The following is a 20,156-nucleotide window of genomic DNA, read 5'->3' as shown; positions in this document are numbered from 1 at the left end:
AATGACCCTATAAATGAATATGAATGAAGTAACGAGTGAATTAGGTTCAGTCGTTACTTCATCCCTATTCAGTCGTTACCTTATTATCCCCCCTTTCAGAAACCCTTCTAAAGCACTTTTGTATGAGAAGAATTTTACTTTCATTATTCATTACATCTGCCAGCCTGTTCGCCCGCGCCGATGAGGGCATGTGGATGCTGACCGACCTGCAAAAGCAGAATGAAGTCGCCATGACGGAACTGGGACTGCTCATTCCCGTCAACCAAATTTATAACCCCGATGGCATCGCACTGAAAGATGCGGTGGTTCACTTTGGCGGTGGCTGCACCGGTGAGGTTATTTCCGCCGAAGGCCTGGTGCTGACCAACCACCACTGCGGGTACGGCTCCATCCAGCAACATAGCACAGTGGAGCATGACTACCTCACAGATGGTTTCTGGGCTATGAGCCGTGACGAAGAACTTCCCTGCAAAGGACTCACCATCACCTACATCGACGAGATACTGGACGTGACGGACTTCGTAAACGAACAGTTGAAGATTGATCCGGACCCGAACGGCACAAATTATCTTTCGCCCAAGTATCTGAAGGAAGTAGCCGAACGCTTCTCTTCCGAACAAGGCATCGCCCTGACACCGGGACGTAAGCTGGAACTGAAAGCATTCTACGGCGGAAACCGCTATTACCTGTTCATCAAGACCACTTACAGCGACATCCGTATGGTAGGCGCCCCTCCTTCTTCCATCGGAAAATTCGGAGCCGACACCGACAACTGGATGTGGCCGCGCCATACAGGCGATTTCTCCCTGTTCCGCATTTATGCCGACAAGGATGGAAATCCGGCGGAATACTCCAAGGATAACATTCCTCTGAAAGTAAAGAAGCACCTCACCATCAGCCTTGCCGGCTACAAGGAAGGTGATTTCACTTTCGTCATGGGCTTCCCCGGACGCAACTGGCGCTATATGATTTCCGATGAAGTGGAAGAGCGTATGGAAACCACCAACTTCATGCGCCACCACGTGCGTGGTGTACGCCAGGAGGCATTGATGGAAGAGATGCAGAAGAACCCAGCCGTACGCATCCACTACGCCAGCAAGTATGCCTCATCTGCCAACTACTGGAAAAATGCCATCGGCATGAACGAAGGTCTTGTCCGCTTGAAGGTACTCGACACCAAACGCGCACAGCAGGAACAACTCCTGGCACGCGGACGCGAACAAGGTGACGATGCTTATCAGAAAGCTTTCGACCAGATACGCAGCATCGTCGAGCACCGCCGTCCTGCCCTCTACCACCAACAAGCCATTCAGGAGGCATTGGTCACCGGACTGGACTTTATGCGCATTCCCAACACTTCGGCCATGCTGACTGCCTTGAAAAGCAAAGATAAAGCACAAATCAAGTCGGCGGCAGATAGTCTGAAAGTGGCTGCGGATAAGTATTTTGCATCCGTACCCTTCCCCGAAGTGGAACGCATCGTTGCCAAGAAAATGTTGCGGACTTATATGCAATATATTCCGGCAGAACAACGCATCAGCATCTTCGAAGTGATTGACAAGCGCTTCAAAGGCGACAGCGACGCTTTCGTAGACGCTTGTTTCGACCATTCCGTCTTCGGAAAAAAAGAAAATTTCGAGAAGTTTATCCGCAAGCCCGGTTCGTATAAACTGGCTTTCGACTGGATGATACTGTTCAAGCACTCCATCACGGACGGCCTGTTGCAGACAGCCATTGCCATGGCAGACGCCAACAAAAACTATAATGCCGCGCACAAGGTATGGGTGAAGGGCATGATGGACATGAAGCGCAGCGCAGGTACTCCCATTTATCCGGACGCAAACTCTACCCTACGCCTCACGTATGGTAAGGTGCTGCCGTATGAACCGGCGGATGGCGTGGAATACAGTTATTACACCACCCTCAAAGGCGCTATGGAAAAGGAAGACCCCAATAATTGGGAGTTTGTGGTTCCTGCCAAATTGAAGCAACTGTATCAGGCAAAAGATTTCGGACGCTATGCCATGCCAAACGGTGAAATGCCTGTCTGTTTCATTGTGAACACGGACAACACCGGTGGCAATTCGGGCAGTCCGGTGTTCAATGCCAAAGGAGAGCTGATAGGCACAGGATTCGACCGTAACTATGAGGGACTTACGGGAGATATCGCTTTCCGCCCGTCTTCACAGCGTGCAGCGTGTGTGGATATCCGATATACTTTGTTCATTATTGAAAAGTATGCCGGGGCTTCGCACATCATCAAGGAGCTGACGATTGCAGAATAAAAGAAAAGGTTTATAAAAAGGTCGCTCGTGTATGCGGGTGAATGATTATTCGCCCCTACAAGCTATGTGGATGCAGACATGCGTCAGGCTTGTAGGGGCGAAATGTTTTTCAATCATATCTATAGGATTGAATTTATTTTCTTATGGAAAATGTTTCTTTTATTCAAGTATTCTAAAAAATATCCAAAAACAGGTGCTTTACAGGCATGAATGCCCGTAACCCGTGAACAAAAAATACTATCATGCGTTTCTAACTACAGAAGTAATACTATTTTTTATATTAACAAGAAACTTATAGTAAAAACAGAAAGGAAAAGATTATGGAAAAATTTGAAGAACTCATACAATCAGAAAAGCCCGTCTTAGTAGATTTCTTTGCCACATGGTGTGGACCTTGCAAGGCTATGCATCCGGTATTGGAGGAATTGAAAGGACAAATAGGTGAAACTGCGCGTATCGTGAAAATTGACGTAGACCAACACGAAGAACTATCCGCCAAGTATCGCATACAAGCTGTGCCTACATTCATTGTATTCAAAAAGGGTGAAGCCGTATGGCGTCATTCCGGAGTTATCAAAGGCAGTGAACTGAAAGCTGTTCTTGAGCAAAATTCATAAAAGAACAAGAAAATGAAGAAAATACTGACATTTGCAGTCTTAGTTTTTGCAAGCGTACTCGCATTTGCCTGCAAAGACGGGGCTAAAGCACAACCCAATGAGTCTGAACAAAAAGACGTCAAAAGCGGAGAAGTCATCGTAATGAACAAGGATATGTTTATCAAAAACGTATTCGATTACGAGAAATCACAGGATTGGAAGTACAAAGGCGACAAACCTGCTATCATTGACCTATATGCAGACTGGTGTGGTCCCTGCCGTATGACAGCTCCCATCATGAAAGAGTTGGCTAAAGAATATGTCGGCAAGATTGTAATCTACAAGGTGAATGTAGACAAGGAACGCGAACTTGCCGCATTATTCAATGCAAGCAGTATCCCTCTTTTCGTATTCATACCGATGGAGGGGGAGCCACAGCTCTTCCGCGGAGCAGCTGATAAAGCTACTTACCAAAAGGCCATTGAAGACTTTTTGTTGAAAAAGAAATAATAATAGGAAAAGTCACAGGAGTTAAGTATTAATAATCAGCGGCATATCTTTCCACTCATTATTATACCGCTCCGTGACAGTGTGATAACCGGACGCTTGCAGGGCCGCCAAGGCTTGCGGGCGTCCGTTGTTTATACGCTCCGGATAGTGGGAATCGCTGTTCACCTGCACGCGGATTCCTTTTTCAAGCAATACAGGGAAATAGCGTTCATTGGGGTAGAAAGTGCCTAAGTCAAACCAAGCTTTTGTGTTGACTTCTACGATATATCCTTTCCGGGCAATAGCGTCGAAATACTGTTGTATCAAAGCGTCATACCAAGGCTCGTCCAGCAATCCGGGACGGTAAGCGGCGGCATTGTAATGCATCTTGTCGGCATGGCCTACAATATCAAAACCACCCAGTTCTACCATCCTCATCAGGCGCTCATAATAGAGATGCACCACCCGTGCCAGGTCACCACCGAACTCCTTATCGACGATAGTACGGAATTTATCTGCTGAAACATCTATATCCACCACTTCTCCTTTATCATTATAAAGCAGGTGCACCGAACCGATGCGGTAATCCAGCGGCAGTTCACGGAAACGGGCAATGGACGGGTTACTTTCTTCATTCAGATAGTCAATCTCCAGTCCGATATACAGTTCTATCTGTCCGGCATATTTAGCTTTCAGACGGCGGAATTCAGACAGATAGTCGTCCATAGAGTCCCACTCCATCGTCCATGCAGTAGAGAATGGCAGAGGAGCATGTGAAGAAAAGCCATAAGACGTGAACCCTTCGCTCAAGGCAAAGCGGACAAAGTCTTCCATATGGGCACGCCCGTCACAGTACAGGCTGTGACTATGATAGTTAGTTAAATTTCCAGTTCTATTACTCATCGCTTTATCATCTAATCATTTTATCATCCAATCGCTTTATCACATCATTTATCGCTCTGTATTATCCCTCTATTTCGCTGAGTTCCAACCAACGCATTGTCTTTTCATCAATCAAATCCGTCACTTCAGGCAAGCGCTTTGATTTCTCCGTCAACTCTTCCACAGACAATGTTCCACTGCACAGAGCAGCCTCAATAGCTTTCTTTTCTTCTTCAAGAGTAGCAATCTCTTCCTCCAACTGCTCAAACTCCCTTTTTTCCTTGAAAGACATCCGTCGTTTCTCATTCAGGCGGACCTTGGCAGTCTTATCTTCCTGCGGTTTAGCAGCTTCCTTCTCTTTCTCCTTTTCCAGACGGGCTTTTTCATCTTTCCAATCACGATACTGGGTATAGTTTCCGGGGAAATCGCGGATGTCTGCCTGACCGTTGAACACCAGCAAATGGTCTACTACTTTATCCATAAAGTAACGGTCATGGCTCACTACGATTACACATCCCCTGAAGTTCTGCAAATATTCTTCCAACACATTCAATGTAATGATATCCAAATCGTTGGTAGGCTCATCCAATACAAGGAAGTTAGGATTTTGCATCAGCACCGTACACAAGTACAGGCGGCGGCGCTCTCCCCCACTCAGTTTATAGACATAACTGTGCTGGGTTTCGGGAGTAAAAAGAAAGTGTTGCAGGAACTGAGATGCCGTCAGTTTCTTGCCGTTGCCCAGTTCTATGACCTCAGCGATGTCCTGCACCACATCAATCACTTTCATTTGTTCGTCAAACTGCAACCCGTCCTGCGAATAATAGCCAAAGCGCACAGTCTCACCGATATCAATCGTCCCACTATCCGCCTTCTGTTCTCCCATCAGGATTTTGATAAAGGTAGATTTACCCGTACCGTTATTTCCTACGATACCCATCTTCTCATAACGGGCAAAGATATAGGAAAAGTCTTCCAGAATCTTCAGGTCGTCGAAGGACTTGTACACGTGGTCGGCTTCGAATATCTTGCTACCGATGTAGGAGGCTTTCACGTCCAGCTTCACATTATCGTTATTAAAACGTTGTTTGGCTACTTTCTCCAATTCATAAAAAGCCTCTTCGCGGTAACGTGCCTTGTGCCCGCGGGCTTGCGGCATCCGACGCATCCATTCCAACTCCGTGCGATACAGGTTGTTGGCACGGGATATCTCAACATTTGTCGCGTCAATTCGCTCCTGCCGTTTTTCCAGATAGTAACTGTAGTTACCTTTATATTGATAAATCTGACGGTTGTCGATTTCGATGATCTCGGTGCAGACACGATCAAGGAAATATCGGTCGTGCGTCACCATAAGCAGGCTGAGGTTCGTGCGACGCAGATAATCTTCCAGCCATTCGGTCATATCGAGGTCGAGGTGGTTGGTCGGCTCGTCCAGAATCAGCAAGTCCGGTTCTGTGATAAGGGTGTTGGCGAGTGCCACACGCTTCAGCTGACCGCCGGAAAGGTGTTTCACCTGCTGGTCGAAGTTACGTATCTTCAGTTGAGAAAGGATTTGCTTGGCCTTCTGCTCATAGTCCCATGCTTTTTCATGGTCCATACGTATCAGGATTTCGTCTAAACCGGGATGCCCCTCCGTCTCCATGCAGCGCTCATACTCCTTTATTAGCTCTACCGTGCTGTTGCCGTGATGGAAGCAGGCCTCCAGCACAGTCAGTTCTTCGGGATACTGCGGATCTTGTTCCAAATATCCCACCCTGAGGTCACGGCGGAAAGATATAGTCCCACTGTCATAACCTTCTTTTCCGGAAATGATATTCAGCAAGGTAGTTTTGCCACTACCGTTCTTGGCAATCAATCCGATACGCTGCCCCTCGGCCACACCCAAAGAAGCACTCTCAAGCAATACCAAATCTCCGAACGACTTGGTCAAATTCTCTATCTGAAGATAACTTATCACAATCAAAAATTATAAATTAAAAATTAAAACAGAGTCTTGTAGGTCTCTGACAGATTGCAAGGTTCACCGGCTTTTACTTTGCTCCACACCAACTTCATGGGGTCGATGCACTCTCCGGTAGTTGAGTTTTGCAGCACAGGAGCTTCCCGGTTACCGTCTATCAGTGTCATCCATTCCAAGCCATCCACCTCATTGGCAAGAATCACACACAAAGCGATGCCGAATGACAACCAGGCTTCCTTCTTCTTTGGAGCAATCGAGCCACTGTCAATAATTTGTTGCATACTGGCTAAATCTTCTTCCGTACCCTGGAAATCCTTTTTCAACTGTTCCTTCACGGTAGCCGTCACCCATTCAAAAGCTTCATTAATCTGATAGATTTCGGACAAACGAACCGGTATTATCTCCGCCGGATACTTCATTCCCTCCTTGCGTACTTCCAATGAAGAGATGACAGCCTCGGCTTCTGCAACAGATGAGCCCTTACTTACCGTAAAAGAACACTCAAAGGCAACATCGCCCATACCGGTAATCCAAAGATGGGAAGTATAATAAGCACCGTCTTCCTCGAACATCTCTTTACTGTAAGCACATTCCAGACTACCTATTTTCACAGCAGCTGCCGAAGTGTTTTCTTTCAGTTCCTGACGAATCACTTCCCTGCCGTATGTGGCATCGCCTTTATATGCGGAGATACGGAAATTTCCGGTCCATTCACTGGGATTATAAAAGAGAAAAGAGCCTTCTCCGTCTTCAAACTCATTCCAGTCCGCGGGATATATCATGGAAAACCATGCTCCCGGAGAGATAAATTTCTTGCCTTGTGCCATTGTCATTCAGAAGTTAATTGCGAAGCTATCTCGCCTCGTTCGGCAAAAGTAACATTACCGCCGTTGATATGCAAACAAATAGAAACAAAAAACAGCCGATTCTCACGAACCGACTGTCCCAATCATCATCTATGAATGAAGACCATTATAGCCTTCAATATCTTATTAAATCCCTATGAAACTCCAAAGAAAATCATATTTTTCATTTCTGAGCGCAAAGATAATCAATGGAGTAGATAGGTCCTCAATATTTTAAGATATTTAAATTAACATTCCATAAACTAAGGAATTTTATTCAGGCACATCCCACCAAACCGAAACAGACCAAATATCATTGTCCGTAGCCTTGGCATTAGACTCTTTCAGGTTTTTGGCATTATAATTCACCTCATGAGAACAATGAGCCATGCGACGCCACCAATAATTATTATCCGATTTGGAAGCCCCCGGGAACTTTTGAGAAACTGCGGTAGCACGAATACTCTTCGGACGGTCAAAACCTGGATATACAACCCCAAAGTCACCAACATTACCCGCTGAGAAGTTAAAGCGGCGCATATCATTCCAGTTCTGTTGCGAGAATGACATTGCAATAAACTTCTGTTTCATGATTTCCGCCATTGTCAACTCATTTGCCGTTTGCGCAATGCAGTCACTTGCCAGGAATTCGTCGATATCAGCCTGAGGCATAGGATTCTTACCCGGATTATTAGCTGTTCCATAGGCTTTCAGTTTAGTATTCATAAAATCAAGATGTCCCTTAATGGCATTTTTATAAGCAGTCAGCGCACCGCCTTTATCGCCTTGGCGGAAAAGAACCTCAGCTTTGATAAAGTCCATTTCGTAACTTGTCATCAAATGCGTAGGAGACTCCGGCAATGTGTAGAATGTTCCTGTGGACAAAATGGTACCGTCAGCCCCCTGATAATAACTTTCGTCGGCAGCCCCACCTTGCTTACAGCATACTCCTTTCAGAGTCACATAGATTGTATCACCTTCACGACCGGCAGTGCTGACAGAGTAAGATTTTGTAGAAGCATTGTACGTCTGCTGTGCCGGACCCGAATTATTTAAAATATCAGAGTTGATAATATCCACCCCGGATGTCACCATGAAATAAGATTCTCCATTCTTATAATGCTCGTTCATAGGCAACATCTTTTCACGGCGAGGATCATAAACTACACTTCCATCCGTCTGCGGGTATTCAAACAAGTCCGTGTAATATTTAGTCATACGGATATGATCGGACCATGCCGCACAATCAAACAAGAAGGAAGTCTTCAACGGGTCTCCCGCCAAAGCATCACTACTGGTATCACCCGGATCATTCACATGATTGACGATGGTGCTGGTAGCATAATCCTTAGGTCCTTTTTCAATGGCGGATAATATCTCCTCTGGTTTATAGAGACTACTTTTCTTTGAAAGATTATTAAGCCAACGCGCTTTCAATCCATAGACTAACGCTTTCCATTTAGTAACATCGCCATCATTCCAGCTATCTCCATCTTTCAGCGGAGTGGCATTATGCTCCTGCGTCATATCGAAGTAAGGTAAAGCCAAATCCAAGTCAGCCATACAGCCTTCAAAAATAGCCTGACCTGTATCATACTTCGGAGTAAGATAAGCTCCCAACGCTTCGGTATACGGGCACTCGCCATACCAATCAGCCATCAGCATAAATCCCATAGCCCTGATTACATGGGCAACACCAATGTAATGATATGCTCCCTCTTCCTCTGCTTTCTTTATTAGATCCTCAAGATTACAGGCTGCACCTACAAACCAATGCTGGTAAGGGGTAGTAGAAATACCATTACTGGCATCCCAATAAGGCATATAGTTATGCAGGTTGGTGGCCAGAGTGGAGACACCCTTTCGAGAGGTTATCGTACCATTGATAAAACCTGCACGAAAACCTGCCGTACCGGCTGCATATCCATAATGATGTTCAATCCATGGAAGCCTGGATTCCAGGGAGGCAACATCCTGCGTCGGGGTATTGGGATTATCATTCACCTCAAGCCAATCCTCACAGGATGCAAATCCCATCGCTATAACAAGGCTTAATCCTATATATTTTATCTTTTTCATAATTCTTACTTTTAATAATTCATACTCCTTAGAATGTCAAATTAATGCCGAAAGACATACTTGCCGTACTCGGCACACCACAATAGTCAATACCCGTTGAACTTGAACCGGTCACACCAGAACCGGCTACACTGTTTTCAGGATCAAGTCCTTTATAATTGGTGAAGAGCAGCAAGTTATTACCCGTCACATTGATGCTGCATCCTTTTATAAATTTGGTCTTTGCCAATAAAGATTTATCAAATGTATAAGAAAGAGAGATTGAACGCAGGCGCATCCAGTTAGTCTTAGTTATGAAATTCGATGATTCTTTCGTATAGATGTTCGAATAGTAATCCTGAATAATCTGATTACCGTTTCTCGCGGTTTTCACTGTGCCGTCAGGATTCAATATATCATAGTTTTTTCCTGCCTCAAAAGTGAATGTCGCATCTTTATAAATCGTATTGCCATTTGCATCTGCCCCGTCAGGAACAACACCTGTGATTTCTAATTTATCACGATTCTGTGTTCGGGTACTCAAGCCGTTGACAGTCAGGTCGTATTCCGTACCGTTATATATAGCACCGCCAAAACGGAAATCCCACAACATGGACAGGTTCCAGTTTTTATATTGTATGGTGTTATTCCAACCGCCCGACATATTCGGTTCACGATTACCTACAAACTCGGTTCCATTACTGGTATACGTAGGCAGTCCCGTAGTTGCATCCAATATCACTTTTCCGTCATCTGTACGCTTCCACTTATTTCCGGTCAATGCCATGAAATTACCATTATTGACCGAAGCGGCTTTCACTCCGCCAATTTGCACATCCGTAACATATAATAACTCCATTCCCTGCAGCAGATTCTCAACCGTACCACGGTTTCCCGCAAAGTTCAGAGTGGTTTCCCATCTCCAATCTTTAGTTTCAACAGGTATTGCAGTGATAGAAAGTTCCATACCTTTATTATACACATTACCGACATTCGTTGAATACATAATGTATCCGTTTGTCTGACTCAGACGGGGAGATACAATCTGGTCCTTACTGTCATTGGTATAGTAAGTAAAGTCGAATCCTAAACGTCCTTTGAAGAAACGCATTTCCAAACCCAATTCAGTAGATTCCGTAATTTCCGGTCGCAGATACGGATTACCACGTGTCCAGGAGTTACCGGTACCTACACCAGCCAGGAATGTTCTCGGTGCCCACAGCGCAGTGGTGGTGGCATAAGCATCGGTATCTTTACCTACACGTGCCCACGATGCACGAATCTTACCAAAGGACAGTACTTCATTCTCCGGTAGCAATTCTGTGAAAACAAAACTTCCGCTCACTGACGGATAAAAATAAGAACGGTTATTCACAGGTAGCGTAGAAGTCCAGTCATTACGTCCGGTAACCGTCAAATATGCAATATTCTTATAAGACGCGCGGAATTCACCGAAAACACCCATCAGCCTCTTGCGGCTCTGATAAGACTGGAACTGTTTAGTTGACTGGTCTATATTTTCAAAACTTGGAAAATCCGGAGTAATAAAATCGTAACCCGTACGACGTTCACGTCTTACTTTAGTATCTTCCGCAGAGTGTCCCAACATCAGGCCTAAATCAAAATCACCCACTTTCTGATTCGCAGTAATGATTAAATTGGAGGTTAAATACTCATAGGTGAAATCATTAGTTGACAGACGTCCATTCTGATAAATATCTTTCATAGCTGCTCCCGGAGCAATATAGGTATAGTCATTAGTTGTATAGCGGTCTATACCGGCACGATAACTGACATTCAGCCAATCGGCTATTTTATAACTCGGAGCTACCGAACCCGTAAAACGAGTGGTTTTATCCCACATCTTATTTTTATTGATAATCCAATACGGGTTATCCGTATCTGATACCAGATTTTGATTATCAGGATCTAAATCCTGGAAGATACGGTATTTACTGCCATCATCGTTTATCCAACGTGCCATATCTTCACTGCGAGCCCAGCTATACACAGCTTGCATAGCACCATTTCCACCTTTACCGTCAGAGTCCCACAGTCCACTGGAAGTCAAAGTCTTATCTGTATTGGAGACTGAGAAAGCTACATTTGCGGCCACGGTAAAATTACCATATTTGCGATCTCCATTGAAACGGAACGTAGTTTTATCATAACCCGTATTAGGCACAATACCGTTTTGGTCAAAGCGAGATATAGACAGGAAGTAGCTACCAGCCTTGTTACCGCCAGATACGGTCAGCGTGTTATCGTAACTTGCTCCATTATTAAAGAAATTTTCAAGATTATCATATGCTTTCTCTCCACTCTTGTATTTTTCTCCCCAAGAAGACATAACCCAATCTGTTTCCAGATTTCCCAAATCATTGTATTGCCCTCTCTTATAAGTATCTTGCATGTCAGGCAGACGATTTACCCAACTCGTAGTAAAGCGAGTATTAAAGGTAACTTCCGTAGTACCATCAGTATTACCTTTCTTTGTAGTAATCACAATAACGCCGGCAGCGGCACGCGAACCATAAAGAGCGGCAGCGGCCGGTCCTTTCAATACTGACATATTCTCAACGTCTTCCGGATTAATATCCATTACACGATTACCAAATGAAGATGCGGTACGGAGCATACCGTCGAAGCCGGAATCACCTCCAATAGCGGTTGAATTATCGTAAATAACGCCATCCACAACAAAAAGAGGCTGGTTGTCGCGCTCAAGCGAAGTTCCACCGCGTAACACAATTTGCGCACCGGCACCTGCGGAACCACCGGACTGAGTTATATTAACACCCGCAATCTTTCCATTCAATGAATTGATCACATTGGCATTCTTATTTTTCAGAAGTTCCTTACTATTTACATCTTGTACTGCATATCCCAATGCCTTACGCTCTTTCTTAATGCCCATTGCCGTTACCACAACCTCACTCAAGGCTTGAGTATCATCCGCCAAAGTCACATTATATACACTTCCCGTACCCACTTTTATTTCAGCCGAAGTATACCCTACGAATGAAATTATCAATGTACTACCCTGCTGAACATCTACAGAGAAGTTTCCGTCAATATCCGTCACTGCACCCGTGCCTGTACCTTTAACCAATACACTGGCTCCAATAATAGGTTCACCTGTCGCATCCACAACTTTACCTGTGATTTTCTTAGCTTGTTGAGTACTTTGGGAACTTGGCGTGTTTTCTCCATCGGCAGCTTTGACCGAATTCGGGGAAAACATCCCAAATAACGCAAGCAACATTAATGATAAGCAATAATTTCTTTTCATAAGCTCTACAATTTGGATTTGTTTGCAAACATATAAATAAATTTAGAATTTTCAGCATAATCATAATTAAAAATATCTAAATGAATATTAATTTATTTGCTTTTATACTTTTGCAAACTAACAATGCTTATTTAACAATAAAGCGACTAATACAAAACACAAATTATTAATCACAAAGATTGCAATAATAAGTAATTTAAATCATATAGAAATCAAATACGAGCATTCTAAAGACATATACACAATAATAACAATCAAAACACTTCCTATTAGACATGTCTATTTTGCAACATCTTTTGTATTACATATAACTTATTTAAAATAAGAAAACAAGGTATTGCAATAGAGGAAAAGGAAATAAAGAATCGCATAATTGCAAAAAACACCCTCACAACTTAAATTTAATATCAAACTATTAATAAAAGTAGAACAGAGAAACTAAACCTTATTAACATAACAATTGAAGTTCAATATGCATAAATTTGAATAAAATATAGCCATTCATTGCCTGTTAATATCCAATATTATCAAGAATCCATACATTATCAGTCGGCCTATAAAGATACCATAGGTTTACCATCTACTTATTATTTTTACTTTTTAGTTTTATATTTATTATATGAATAATATAGACTCATAATCAAAATCAGATACACATAAAATATATATTCATAGAGACTTATAATAAAGATGTGACACCCCTACATTGGTAGCACACAAGAACGACTAAAGTACGCTTTATCATATCAGTACCAAGTTCCAATAGCCAATAAATATTCTAAAAAAAAGATTTAAGACTTTGCCAGCATTAATCCGCAATAAAACATTTATCTCTGATTATCAACAAGTTGACATCTAATTATAGCTATAAATGGAATAGTTCCTTATTTTATATTTAATTATTTGATTTATAAGATATAATGTACTTTGAGTTCCCAAAGAACTCAGCAAGCAAAGAAAATCACTGGTAAAGTTGTAGACGCGACAGATGAGCCAATCATCGGCGCCAGCGTATTAGTGAAGGGTACAAGTACAGGCGCCGTGACGAACATCGATGGCAACTTTTCGGTAGATGCCTCGACTGGTAACACATTAGTAGTATCTTTTGTTGGTTACAAGACCGTGGAGGTCAAAGTAACCAATGCAACTTCTTACTTAGTGACCATGCAGGATGATTTGCATACATTAAGCGAAGTTGTTGTGACGGCAATGGGTATCAAGAAAGAAAGGAAGTCCCTGGGTTATTCTGTAGACGACGTGAATGCCGAAGAACTTATGAGAAATAAAAGCACCAATGCCATCAATTCCTTGGCAGGTAAGGTTGCGGGTGTCAACATCACTCAAAGTTCCGGAGCAGCCGGTGCCGGTAGCCAGATTATTCTGCGTGGTGGAACCTCACTTGAACGTGATAACCAGCCTCTTTTTGTTGTGGATGGCGTTATTTACGATAATTCCACGTCCGTTATCGGTAATTCAGCCTTTGATGGAACTACGGCAACAGCTTCCACCAACTCTAACCGCGTGATGGATATCAACCCGGAAGATATTGAAAACATGTCAATACTAAAGGGACCGGCCGCTGCCGCTCTTTATGGTTCGCGTGCTTCCGCCGGTGTTGTAATCATTACGACAAAGAAAGGTAAAGAAGGCGCCGTAGAAGTCAATCTATCGACGAAATACACAACCAGTTGGGCAAAAAGCCTTCCCGAAACCCAGAAAAAATATAAAAGAGGATTCTCGCAAAACAATTATGATAATGACGGGAACTACTTAGGCATAACTTACGATGATTTTTCCTACGATTCTTGGGGCGAACCGGCTAAAAGCGGAGATCGAATCTATGATAACATTGGCGATTTCTTTGAGCAAGGCGGAGCTTGGGATACCAACTTGAGCATCGCCGGTGGTAGTAAAAACAGTTCTTTCTTCCTCTCCGGATCATACTACAACCAGGATGGTATCATACCGACCACCGGTTACGAAAAAGCAACGTTCCGTTTCAACGGCGAGCAGAAATGGAAAATATTCACTTTCGGCGCTAATGTAGCTTATTCGCAAGCCAATACTGACAAGACGCTTACCTCAGCTGCCCTCTACAATTCAGGCGGTTCCGGTACGATGACCGGTGTGTATCGTTGGTCTCCGTTTGACGACATGACTCATTATATGAATGAAGACGGTAGCCGTTACCGTATGTTTGGCGACCGAAAAGATGTGACGGACGAACGAGACAATCCTTATTGGATTCTCAACAAGAATAAACTTACTGACGAGACAGAGCGTTTCACCGGTAACTTCAGCGTTAAAGCAGACATAACTCCCTGGTGGTGGATCTCCTATCGCATGGGTATGGACTCATATACCACTGCAAACTCAACGACCATTGCCGCCGACGGTGTTTACAAAGAAGCCTGGCAAAACGGTATGATGAGTGAAAACTCCTATCGTTACCGCTATTTGTCAACCAACTTGATGACCAACTTCGGCAAGCAGTTCGGTGACTTCAACTTCAACCTCATGCTGGGTACTTCTACCGACGACACCCGTTCTGAAAGTGACTATCGCATGGCATGGAACTTCCAGGTTCCGGGATTCTACTCGTTCGACAATGCACTGGATAATGAACGTAACTTCAAGAATGTCAAGTCGCGCAAAAGACTGGTAGGCTTGTTCGGTGAGTTCCGCGCCGACTGGAAAAACACCGTGTTCCTGACTGTAACAGGACGCAACGACTGGTCTTCTACATTACCGATTGAAAACCGTTCCTATTTCTATCCATCCGTAGGCGGTGCCGTCGTGTTCACCCAGTTCCTTCAGGATCGTGGCATCATGGGCGACAACATCCTCTCGTTCGGTAGAGTACGTGCATCCTGGGCGCGCGTAGGTAAGGACACATCTCCTTATGTAACCAACACAGCCCTTTGGCCCGTAGGTACATTCATAGGGAACAAAGTGGGTGTGGGTAATAACTGGATGGCCGGCAACCCTTATCTGAAACCCGAAATTACCGAATCTACAGAAATCGGTCTTGAACTTCGTTTCTTCAAGAATCGCCTGAGATTCGACTTCGCCTACTACACCAACAATTCTTTCAATCAGATTCTGAGCCCGCGTCTGTCCAATACCATCGGTTATATTCTGCGTAAGGTTAATGCCGGAGACGTTTACAACAAAGGTATGGAACTTAGTATCGGCGGCTCTCCCATCAAGACAAACGACTGGACTTGGGAAACGACTCTTAACCTGAGCGGCAACCGTGGTACCGTCAAGAACCTGATGGAAGGAGTAAACATCCTTTATGTGACCGATGCTCAAGTGGGTAAGGCAAAAGCCGCCTCTTTCAATGATGGCAACTTCATGGCAATATCCGGTGCTCAATGGAGCCGCAACGATGAAGGCAAGGTGATACTTGACGCAAACGGCATGCCTACTTCCGACAACAAAGAAACTTACGAAATCGGTAACCGCGAACCAAAGGTATCCGGTGGCTGGAATAATACTTTGACCTGGAAGAACTGGTCGTTCAACATGCTGTGGGACTTCCGCTTCGGCGGCCATGTCTACAATGGCACTCAATATGCAATGACGGTGGCAGGTATAAGTAAACTAACAGAAGGCCGCGATGCTTTAACCATCACAGGTGTCGTTGCAACAGGAGAAGACGCCAATGGCAATCCTATCTATGAAGACAAAACCTTCAACTTCGAGGCCGGCAAGACTTACCAATACAATGGAAAAGAAACAAGTGGCGCTTACATCATCGAGAACTATTATACTCAATACTATAAAAACGAAAGTGCAAACTCTATGACAAAAGTAAACGCTCTGCGTCTGCGCACCATCTCCTTGTCATACACCGTGCCTAAATCGTTTCTTGCGAAAACAAACGTTATCAAGCGTTGCATGTTCACTGCTACCGCCAACAATCTACTGCTCTTCACTAACTACGATGGAGATCCGGAAGTTGCAGCAGCCGGTTCGGGTGCCGTCGGTTCTTCCTCTGTGGGCATTGACTATTGCGGTGTTCCTGCGACAGCCAGTTTCTCATTTGGTGTTAATTTGACGTTCTAAATTTGTGTAACACTGTAAAAAACGAAAGAATATGAAGCTATATAAAAAATTATTCCTGGGTCTTGCCGCCTGCATGTCCTTCGCATCATGCTCGGACTGGCTGGATATCAATGTAGACCCCAACACTCCTACCGCAGAGAGTGCACAATATCAGAATCGCCTGCCTTGGTGTCAATTCTATCTGAGCCACGGATATATGATTGTATCCAGCAATACGACCTATTATTGCGGACAGATTGCCGCCCCGACAGGTTCTCAGCAAATGGGCGCCACCAGATGGAACCTAAATGCCGCCAACCGTGCAAACAATGGCCAGCAATGGTTCTTGGTTCCTTGCGCGTCCAATCTGAAAGACCTGTATGACAAGGCCATGGCTGCCGAAGCTTACCACTATGCAGGCGCTGCCAAGTTCATGCGTGCCTTTGGATTTATGGAGATGACCGATTTATACGGCGAACTTCCCTACACGGAAGCACTCAGCGAATCGGTTGCTCCCAGATATGACACCGGCAAGACCATCTTCCTGGGATGTATTGCAGAGTTGGAAGAAGCCATCGAACTGTTCCAAAGGGATCAGAGTGTATCAGCCGCCCCTCTTTCAGTAGGTGACAGCTGGAATGACGGAGATGTAAACAAATGGCTCAAAATGTGTTATCTACTGAAAGCCCGCTGGCTGAATCACCTGACCAAGAAGCAAGCCGGCAGCTACAAAGATGGCAAATATGACGCAGCAGAAATCCTTTCCTGCCTGAACAAAGCCCAGCAGAGCAACAGCGACAACACGCTGATCCGCCATACCGACACCAACGGTTCCACGCACGACGTCCAGGGATGGAACGAAACCGTTGACTACTCCGCACTCTTCTCAACCGTGGGCATGAACAACAACCGCTATTACGTGACAGCAACGTTCTACGAAAACCTGACCAATTTTGGCGGTTACGGTGTGGAAGACCCGCGTGCCGACAAATTTATCCCCTGGGCACGTTCAGTGAAATCAGCCGGTACGCTACCCGAAATAAAATGGTCGGATGACGGAAGATGGCGCCGTTCGATGGGAGTGGATTTGCAGACTAACATATTGAGCAATTCCGGGCCTTTCGCCCTATCCTATAACAACACTACCAATTCCTGGTACTGCAACACCACAAAGGAAGAGCGTTTAGGCGATACCATCTACGTGCAGGGAAGATGCGGCAGCAAGGGATATAACAGCAACAAAGATATGCTATTCCGCATGTATGCCACCAATGACGCTTCGGCTCTGAGCGGTGTATTCCATACACGTGCATCAAGTCCCACCGCAATGGCTTCCTACGCTGAAGCCTGCTTCATCAAAGCCGAAGTGCTGTTCCGCCAAGGCGACAAACCGGGAGCTTACACTGCCTACAAAGAAGGTGTAAAGGCCAATATTGAATTCGTAAACGATCAGCTGAACACATGGATCACGGAAGATGCTACCCTGGCAAGCTGTCCGTCATTCACCCCAATGAAACAAGCCGATATTGACAACTTCCTGAATAACGGGCTTGGAGCAGCAGCCGACATCACCCTGGGCAAGATTATGACTCAGAAGCAAACGGCAATGCTGTTCACCCTCGAACAATGGAATGATATGCGTCGTCTTGATTACAATACGGAGTACTTCCTGAATTGGAATAAACCTTACGAATACAGAAACACTCCTACCTATTGGACGTATGTTCCGCAAGACAAATACCCGCGCCGCTGGAAACAAGCGTCTTATGAAACAGACTTTAACTTCGAGAATCTGAAAGCAATCGGCTCCGAAGTACCCGGTGCGCTCGACCTGCCGGTGGGAGTAGGCGAAGGAGCCTGGTATAACTCAGACCAAATCTGGACGTTGCCCATCTGGTGGGATTCCAATCAGGAATAATCTGCGACAGCATAGCACAGTCATCTTGCTATCTGGAAGCATAGTTAATAAACTTATTGAAAACTTTTACGGTTTTCATTCATAGATGATGATTAGGACAGCCGGTTCGTGAGAATCGGCTGTTCACTTTTCCCGCCTCTACTTTCCTATCGGCTGAATCTTCCGCCTCACATCTTTTGAAATCTCCAGAAACATATAATTCAACTTACCGGAATGAATACCTTCTTCATTCTGCTTATACTTATTATTAGCATACTGCTTGGACTTATCGAATGTGAGGCGCGACATCTGATTCTGCGACTTGCCCACCATCGTCGAGTCCAGTTTCTCATCCGGAAAGAAGTCATCCAGATCCACATCACCAATCATGGTGGTTTCCAGGAAATTCATGTTCTTGCGTCCCGAGTCGGTATAATACCCCACAAACATATGTCCCGGAGTACGCACCAGTATCGGTTCTATATTAATGGCACGGAGCAGGGAAGCGAACAACACGCTGCCATCCACACAATTTATTTGTGAAGACTCCAGCGCATCGTCAAACGTGCGTACACGCTGCGAAAAGACGACATTGCTGGACAAGCTGGTATTAGAAACAGAACTGTAACGGAAGTTACGCTTCTGAAGCACGTTCCACAAAGCATAGACCTGCTTATCCACCCCTTCGGCACTACCGCCCTGATAGCCCAGAAAGCGATTGACGATACGCGTATTAAGCGCCTCGCGCAGCAGCTTGTCAATCATCGGATTTTCTTCATTGACGTATGCGGCAAAGAAGATTCCCGTATCATGAAACTTTGTCCCGTTCGTAACGTAACCCAACAGACACTCATTAATACTGCGGACGGAGAACGTGCGAACCCGCTGCCCCAAATCCTTCTCATTCATTTCAGCCTTGATGGCCACACTGACCGGTTCCGCCTGGTTAATGTTCTTCAACGCTTCATAATTCCATATAATATCGGGATATATCGTATAGTCCGTCCGTGGCTTTGCCAGCACGAACTCAGATACCGAACGGGAAAAGAACGGAGTTTCGGCCACCTCAATCCGTATCCGGCTATATGCTTTGCCCGAACGCACACGGATAGCGATGCAGGATTTTGAATTGCCCAGATAGAGGGAATCGGCCGGAACAATGACCTGCGCATCCGTCGTTGCCACAGAGAGGATGGCGGAAGGAAAAATATTGCCTCCCAGTTCATCGGTTATCTCGAATCCGGAGCGGAACGGAGCCGAATTCAGCCAGAAAGAGCCTGCCACTACTATCAAAAATAAAGCGATCAATACAGGCAGACGCCACTTCCGCTGTCTGAAATTTATCTTATTCAATTCTTTCATACTTCTATATACTGCTTACGTACAACAAAGATAGGGATAAAAAAGATAGGGTAACCACGGAAATAAAGTAAATGTAAATACAATGAACGCAAATACAAGTTAATATCCGGAACGGAAAGGAATGAAACTTGTAGCCCGTAACCGTTTTTTTCTTCTTCCAACCACTAACCCTTTTCTTAGGCATTCTTACACTTCTTTCTGCCTAAACTTAATACCTTCGTATGCGAATAGCTATTCTTTCCATCATGGGGTTCTTTTCTTTCCTCCATGGAGAAACTTTCTTTCCACTATGGTGGAAAGAAAAAATCCCCACGATGGAAAGAGTAAGCGTTTACTACGTTTTGATGTGTACTGGTTTTAGTTGACAACTTCGGTTGTTATGACTTAATAAGTTTACTCACTATAATTTAATTCCTAAAATTGTTTACTTCCAAGGT

10 protein-coding genes and 1 pseudogene are annotated in these 20,156 nt (G+C 44.6%); 5 read left to right on the top strand and 6 right to left on the bottom strand.

Going from position 1 to position 20,156, the window contains the following annotated elements:
* Nucleotides 1-122: 122 nt before the first annotated feature.
* From BUC01_RS15265 to BUC01_RS15255, 3 genes and pseudogenes are all read left to right on the top strand, one after another.
* Nucleotides 123-2,285: a S46 family peptidase gene (locus BUC01_RS15265; protein WP_073314154.1), complete on the top strand. Its 2,163-nt coding sequence runs from the start codon at nucleotides 123-125 to the stop codon at nucleotides 2,283-2,285.
* A 305-nt stretch (nucleotides 2,286-2,590) separates the two neighbouring features.
* Nucleotides 2,591-2,902: pseudogene (gene trxA / locus BUC01_RS15260) on the top strand (thioredoxin); the annotation flags it as partial.
* Nucleotides 2,903-2,914: 12 nt separating this feature from the next.
* A complete protein-coding gene (locus BUC01_RS15255; protein WP_025834658.1) occupies nucleotides 2,915-3,391 on the top strand; it encodes a thioredoxin family protein in 477 nt (158 codons plus the stop codon).
* A gap of 21 nt (nucleotides 3,392-3,412) precedes the next feature.
* On the opposite strand, the gene BUC01_RS15250 is transcribed toward BUC01_RS15255, so the two are convergent.
* The 5 genes from BUC01_RS15250 to BUC01_RS15230 form a co-directional block, all read right to left on the bottom strand.
* A complete protein-coding gene (locus BUC01_RS15250; protein WP_073314152.1) occupies nucleotides 3,413-4,273 on the bottom strand; it encodes a histidinol-phosphatase in 861 nt (286 codons plus the stop codon).
* A gap of 61 nt (nucleotides 4,274-4,334) precedes the next feature.
* Entirely contained in the window at nucleotides 4,335-6,212 is a 1,878-nt protein-coding gene (gene abc-f, locus BUC01_RS15245) for a ribosomal protection-like ABC-F family protein (protein ID WP_025834656.1), read from the bottom strand.
* A 23-nt stretch (nucleotides 6,213-6,235) separates the two neighbouring features.
* On the bottom strand, nucleotides 6,236-7,042 hold the full coding sequence (locus BUC01_RS15240; RefSeq protein ID WP_025834654.1) for a DUF3805 domain-containing protein: 807 nt from the start codon (nucleotides 7,040-7,042) through the stop codon (nucleotides 6,236-6,238).
* 291 nt (nucleotides 7,043-7,333) lie between these two features.
* Complete coding sequence (locus BUC01_RS15235; protein WP_073314150.1) at nucleotides 7,334-9,139, bottom strand: SusD/RagB family nutrient-binding outer membrane lipoprotein; 1,806 nt, start codon at nucleotides 9,137-9,139, stop codon at nucleotides 7,334-7,336.
* Nucleotides 9,140-9,167: 28 nt separating this feature from the next.
* Entirely contained in the window at nucleotides 9,168-12,410 is a 3,243-nt protein-coding gene (locus tag BUC01_RS15230; protein WP_025834653.1) for a SusC/RagA family TonB-linked outer membrane protein, read from the bottom strand.
* 927 nt (nucleotides 12,411-13,337) lie between these two features.
* On the opposite strand from BUC01_RS15230, the gene BUC01_RS15225 reads away from it, so the two are divergent.
* Both BUC01_RS15225 and BUC01_RS15220 read left to right on the top strand, forming a co-directional pair.
* Nucleotides 13,338-16,481: a SusC/RagA family TonB-linked outer membrane protein gene (locus BUC01_RS15225; protein ID WP_083595464.1), complete on the top strand. Its 3,144-nt coding sequence runs from the start codon at nucleotides 13,338-13,340 to the stop codon at nucleotides 16,479-16,481.
* 31 nt (nucleotides 16,482-16,512) lie between these two features.
* Nucleotides 16,513-18,378, top strand: a complete 1,866-nt coding sequence (locus tag BUC01_RS15220) for a SusD/RagB family nutrient-binding outer membrane lipoprotein (RefSeq protein ID WP_073314148.1) — start codon at nucleotides 16,513-16,515, stop codon at nucleotides 18,376-18,378.
* Between the two features lie 138 nt (nucleotides 18,379-18,516).
* Here the strand turns inward: BUC01_RS15220 and BUC01_RS15215 are convergent, their stop codons facing one another.
* The gene (locus BUC01_RS15215; RefSeq protein ID WP_034524674.1) at nucleotides 18,517-19,719 is read right to left on the bottom strand and encodes a hypothetical protein; all 1,203 of its coding nucleotides are present in this window, start codon (nucleotides 19,717-19,719) and stop codon (nucleotides 18,517-18,519) included.
* Nucleotides 19,720-20,156: the final 437 nt, after the last annotated feature.

The organism is Bacteroides stercorirosoris, assembly GCF_900142015.1.
Taxonomy (GTDB): Bacteria; Bacteroidota; Bacteroidia; order Bacteroidales; family Bacteroidaceae; genus Bacteroides; species Bacteroides stercorirosoris.
The sequence above is the reverse complement of the archived record's forward strand: the minus strand, read 5'-3'. Positions and strand labels throughout refer to the sequence as shown.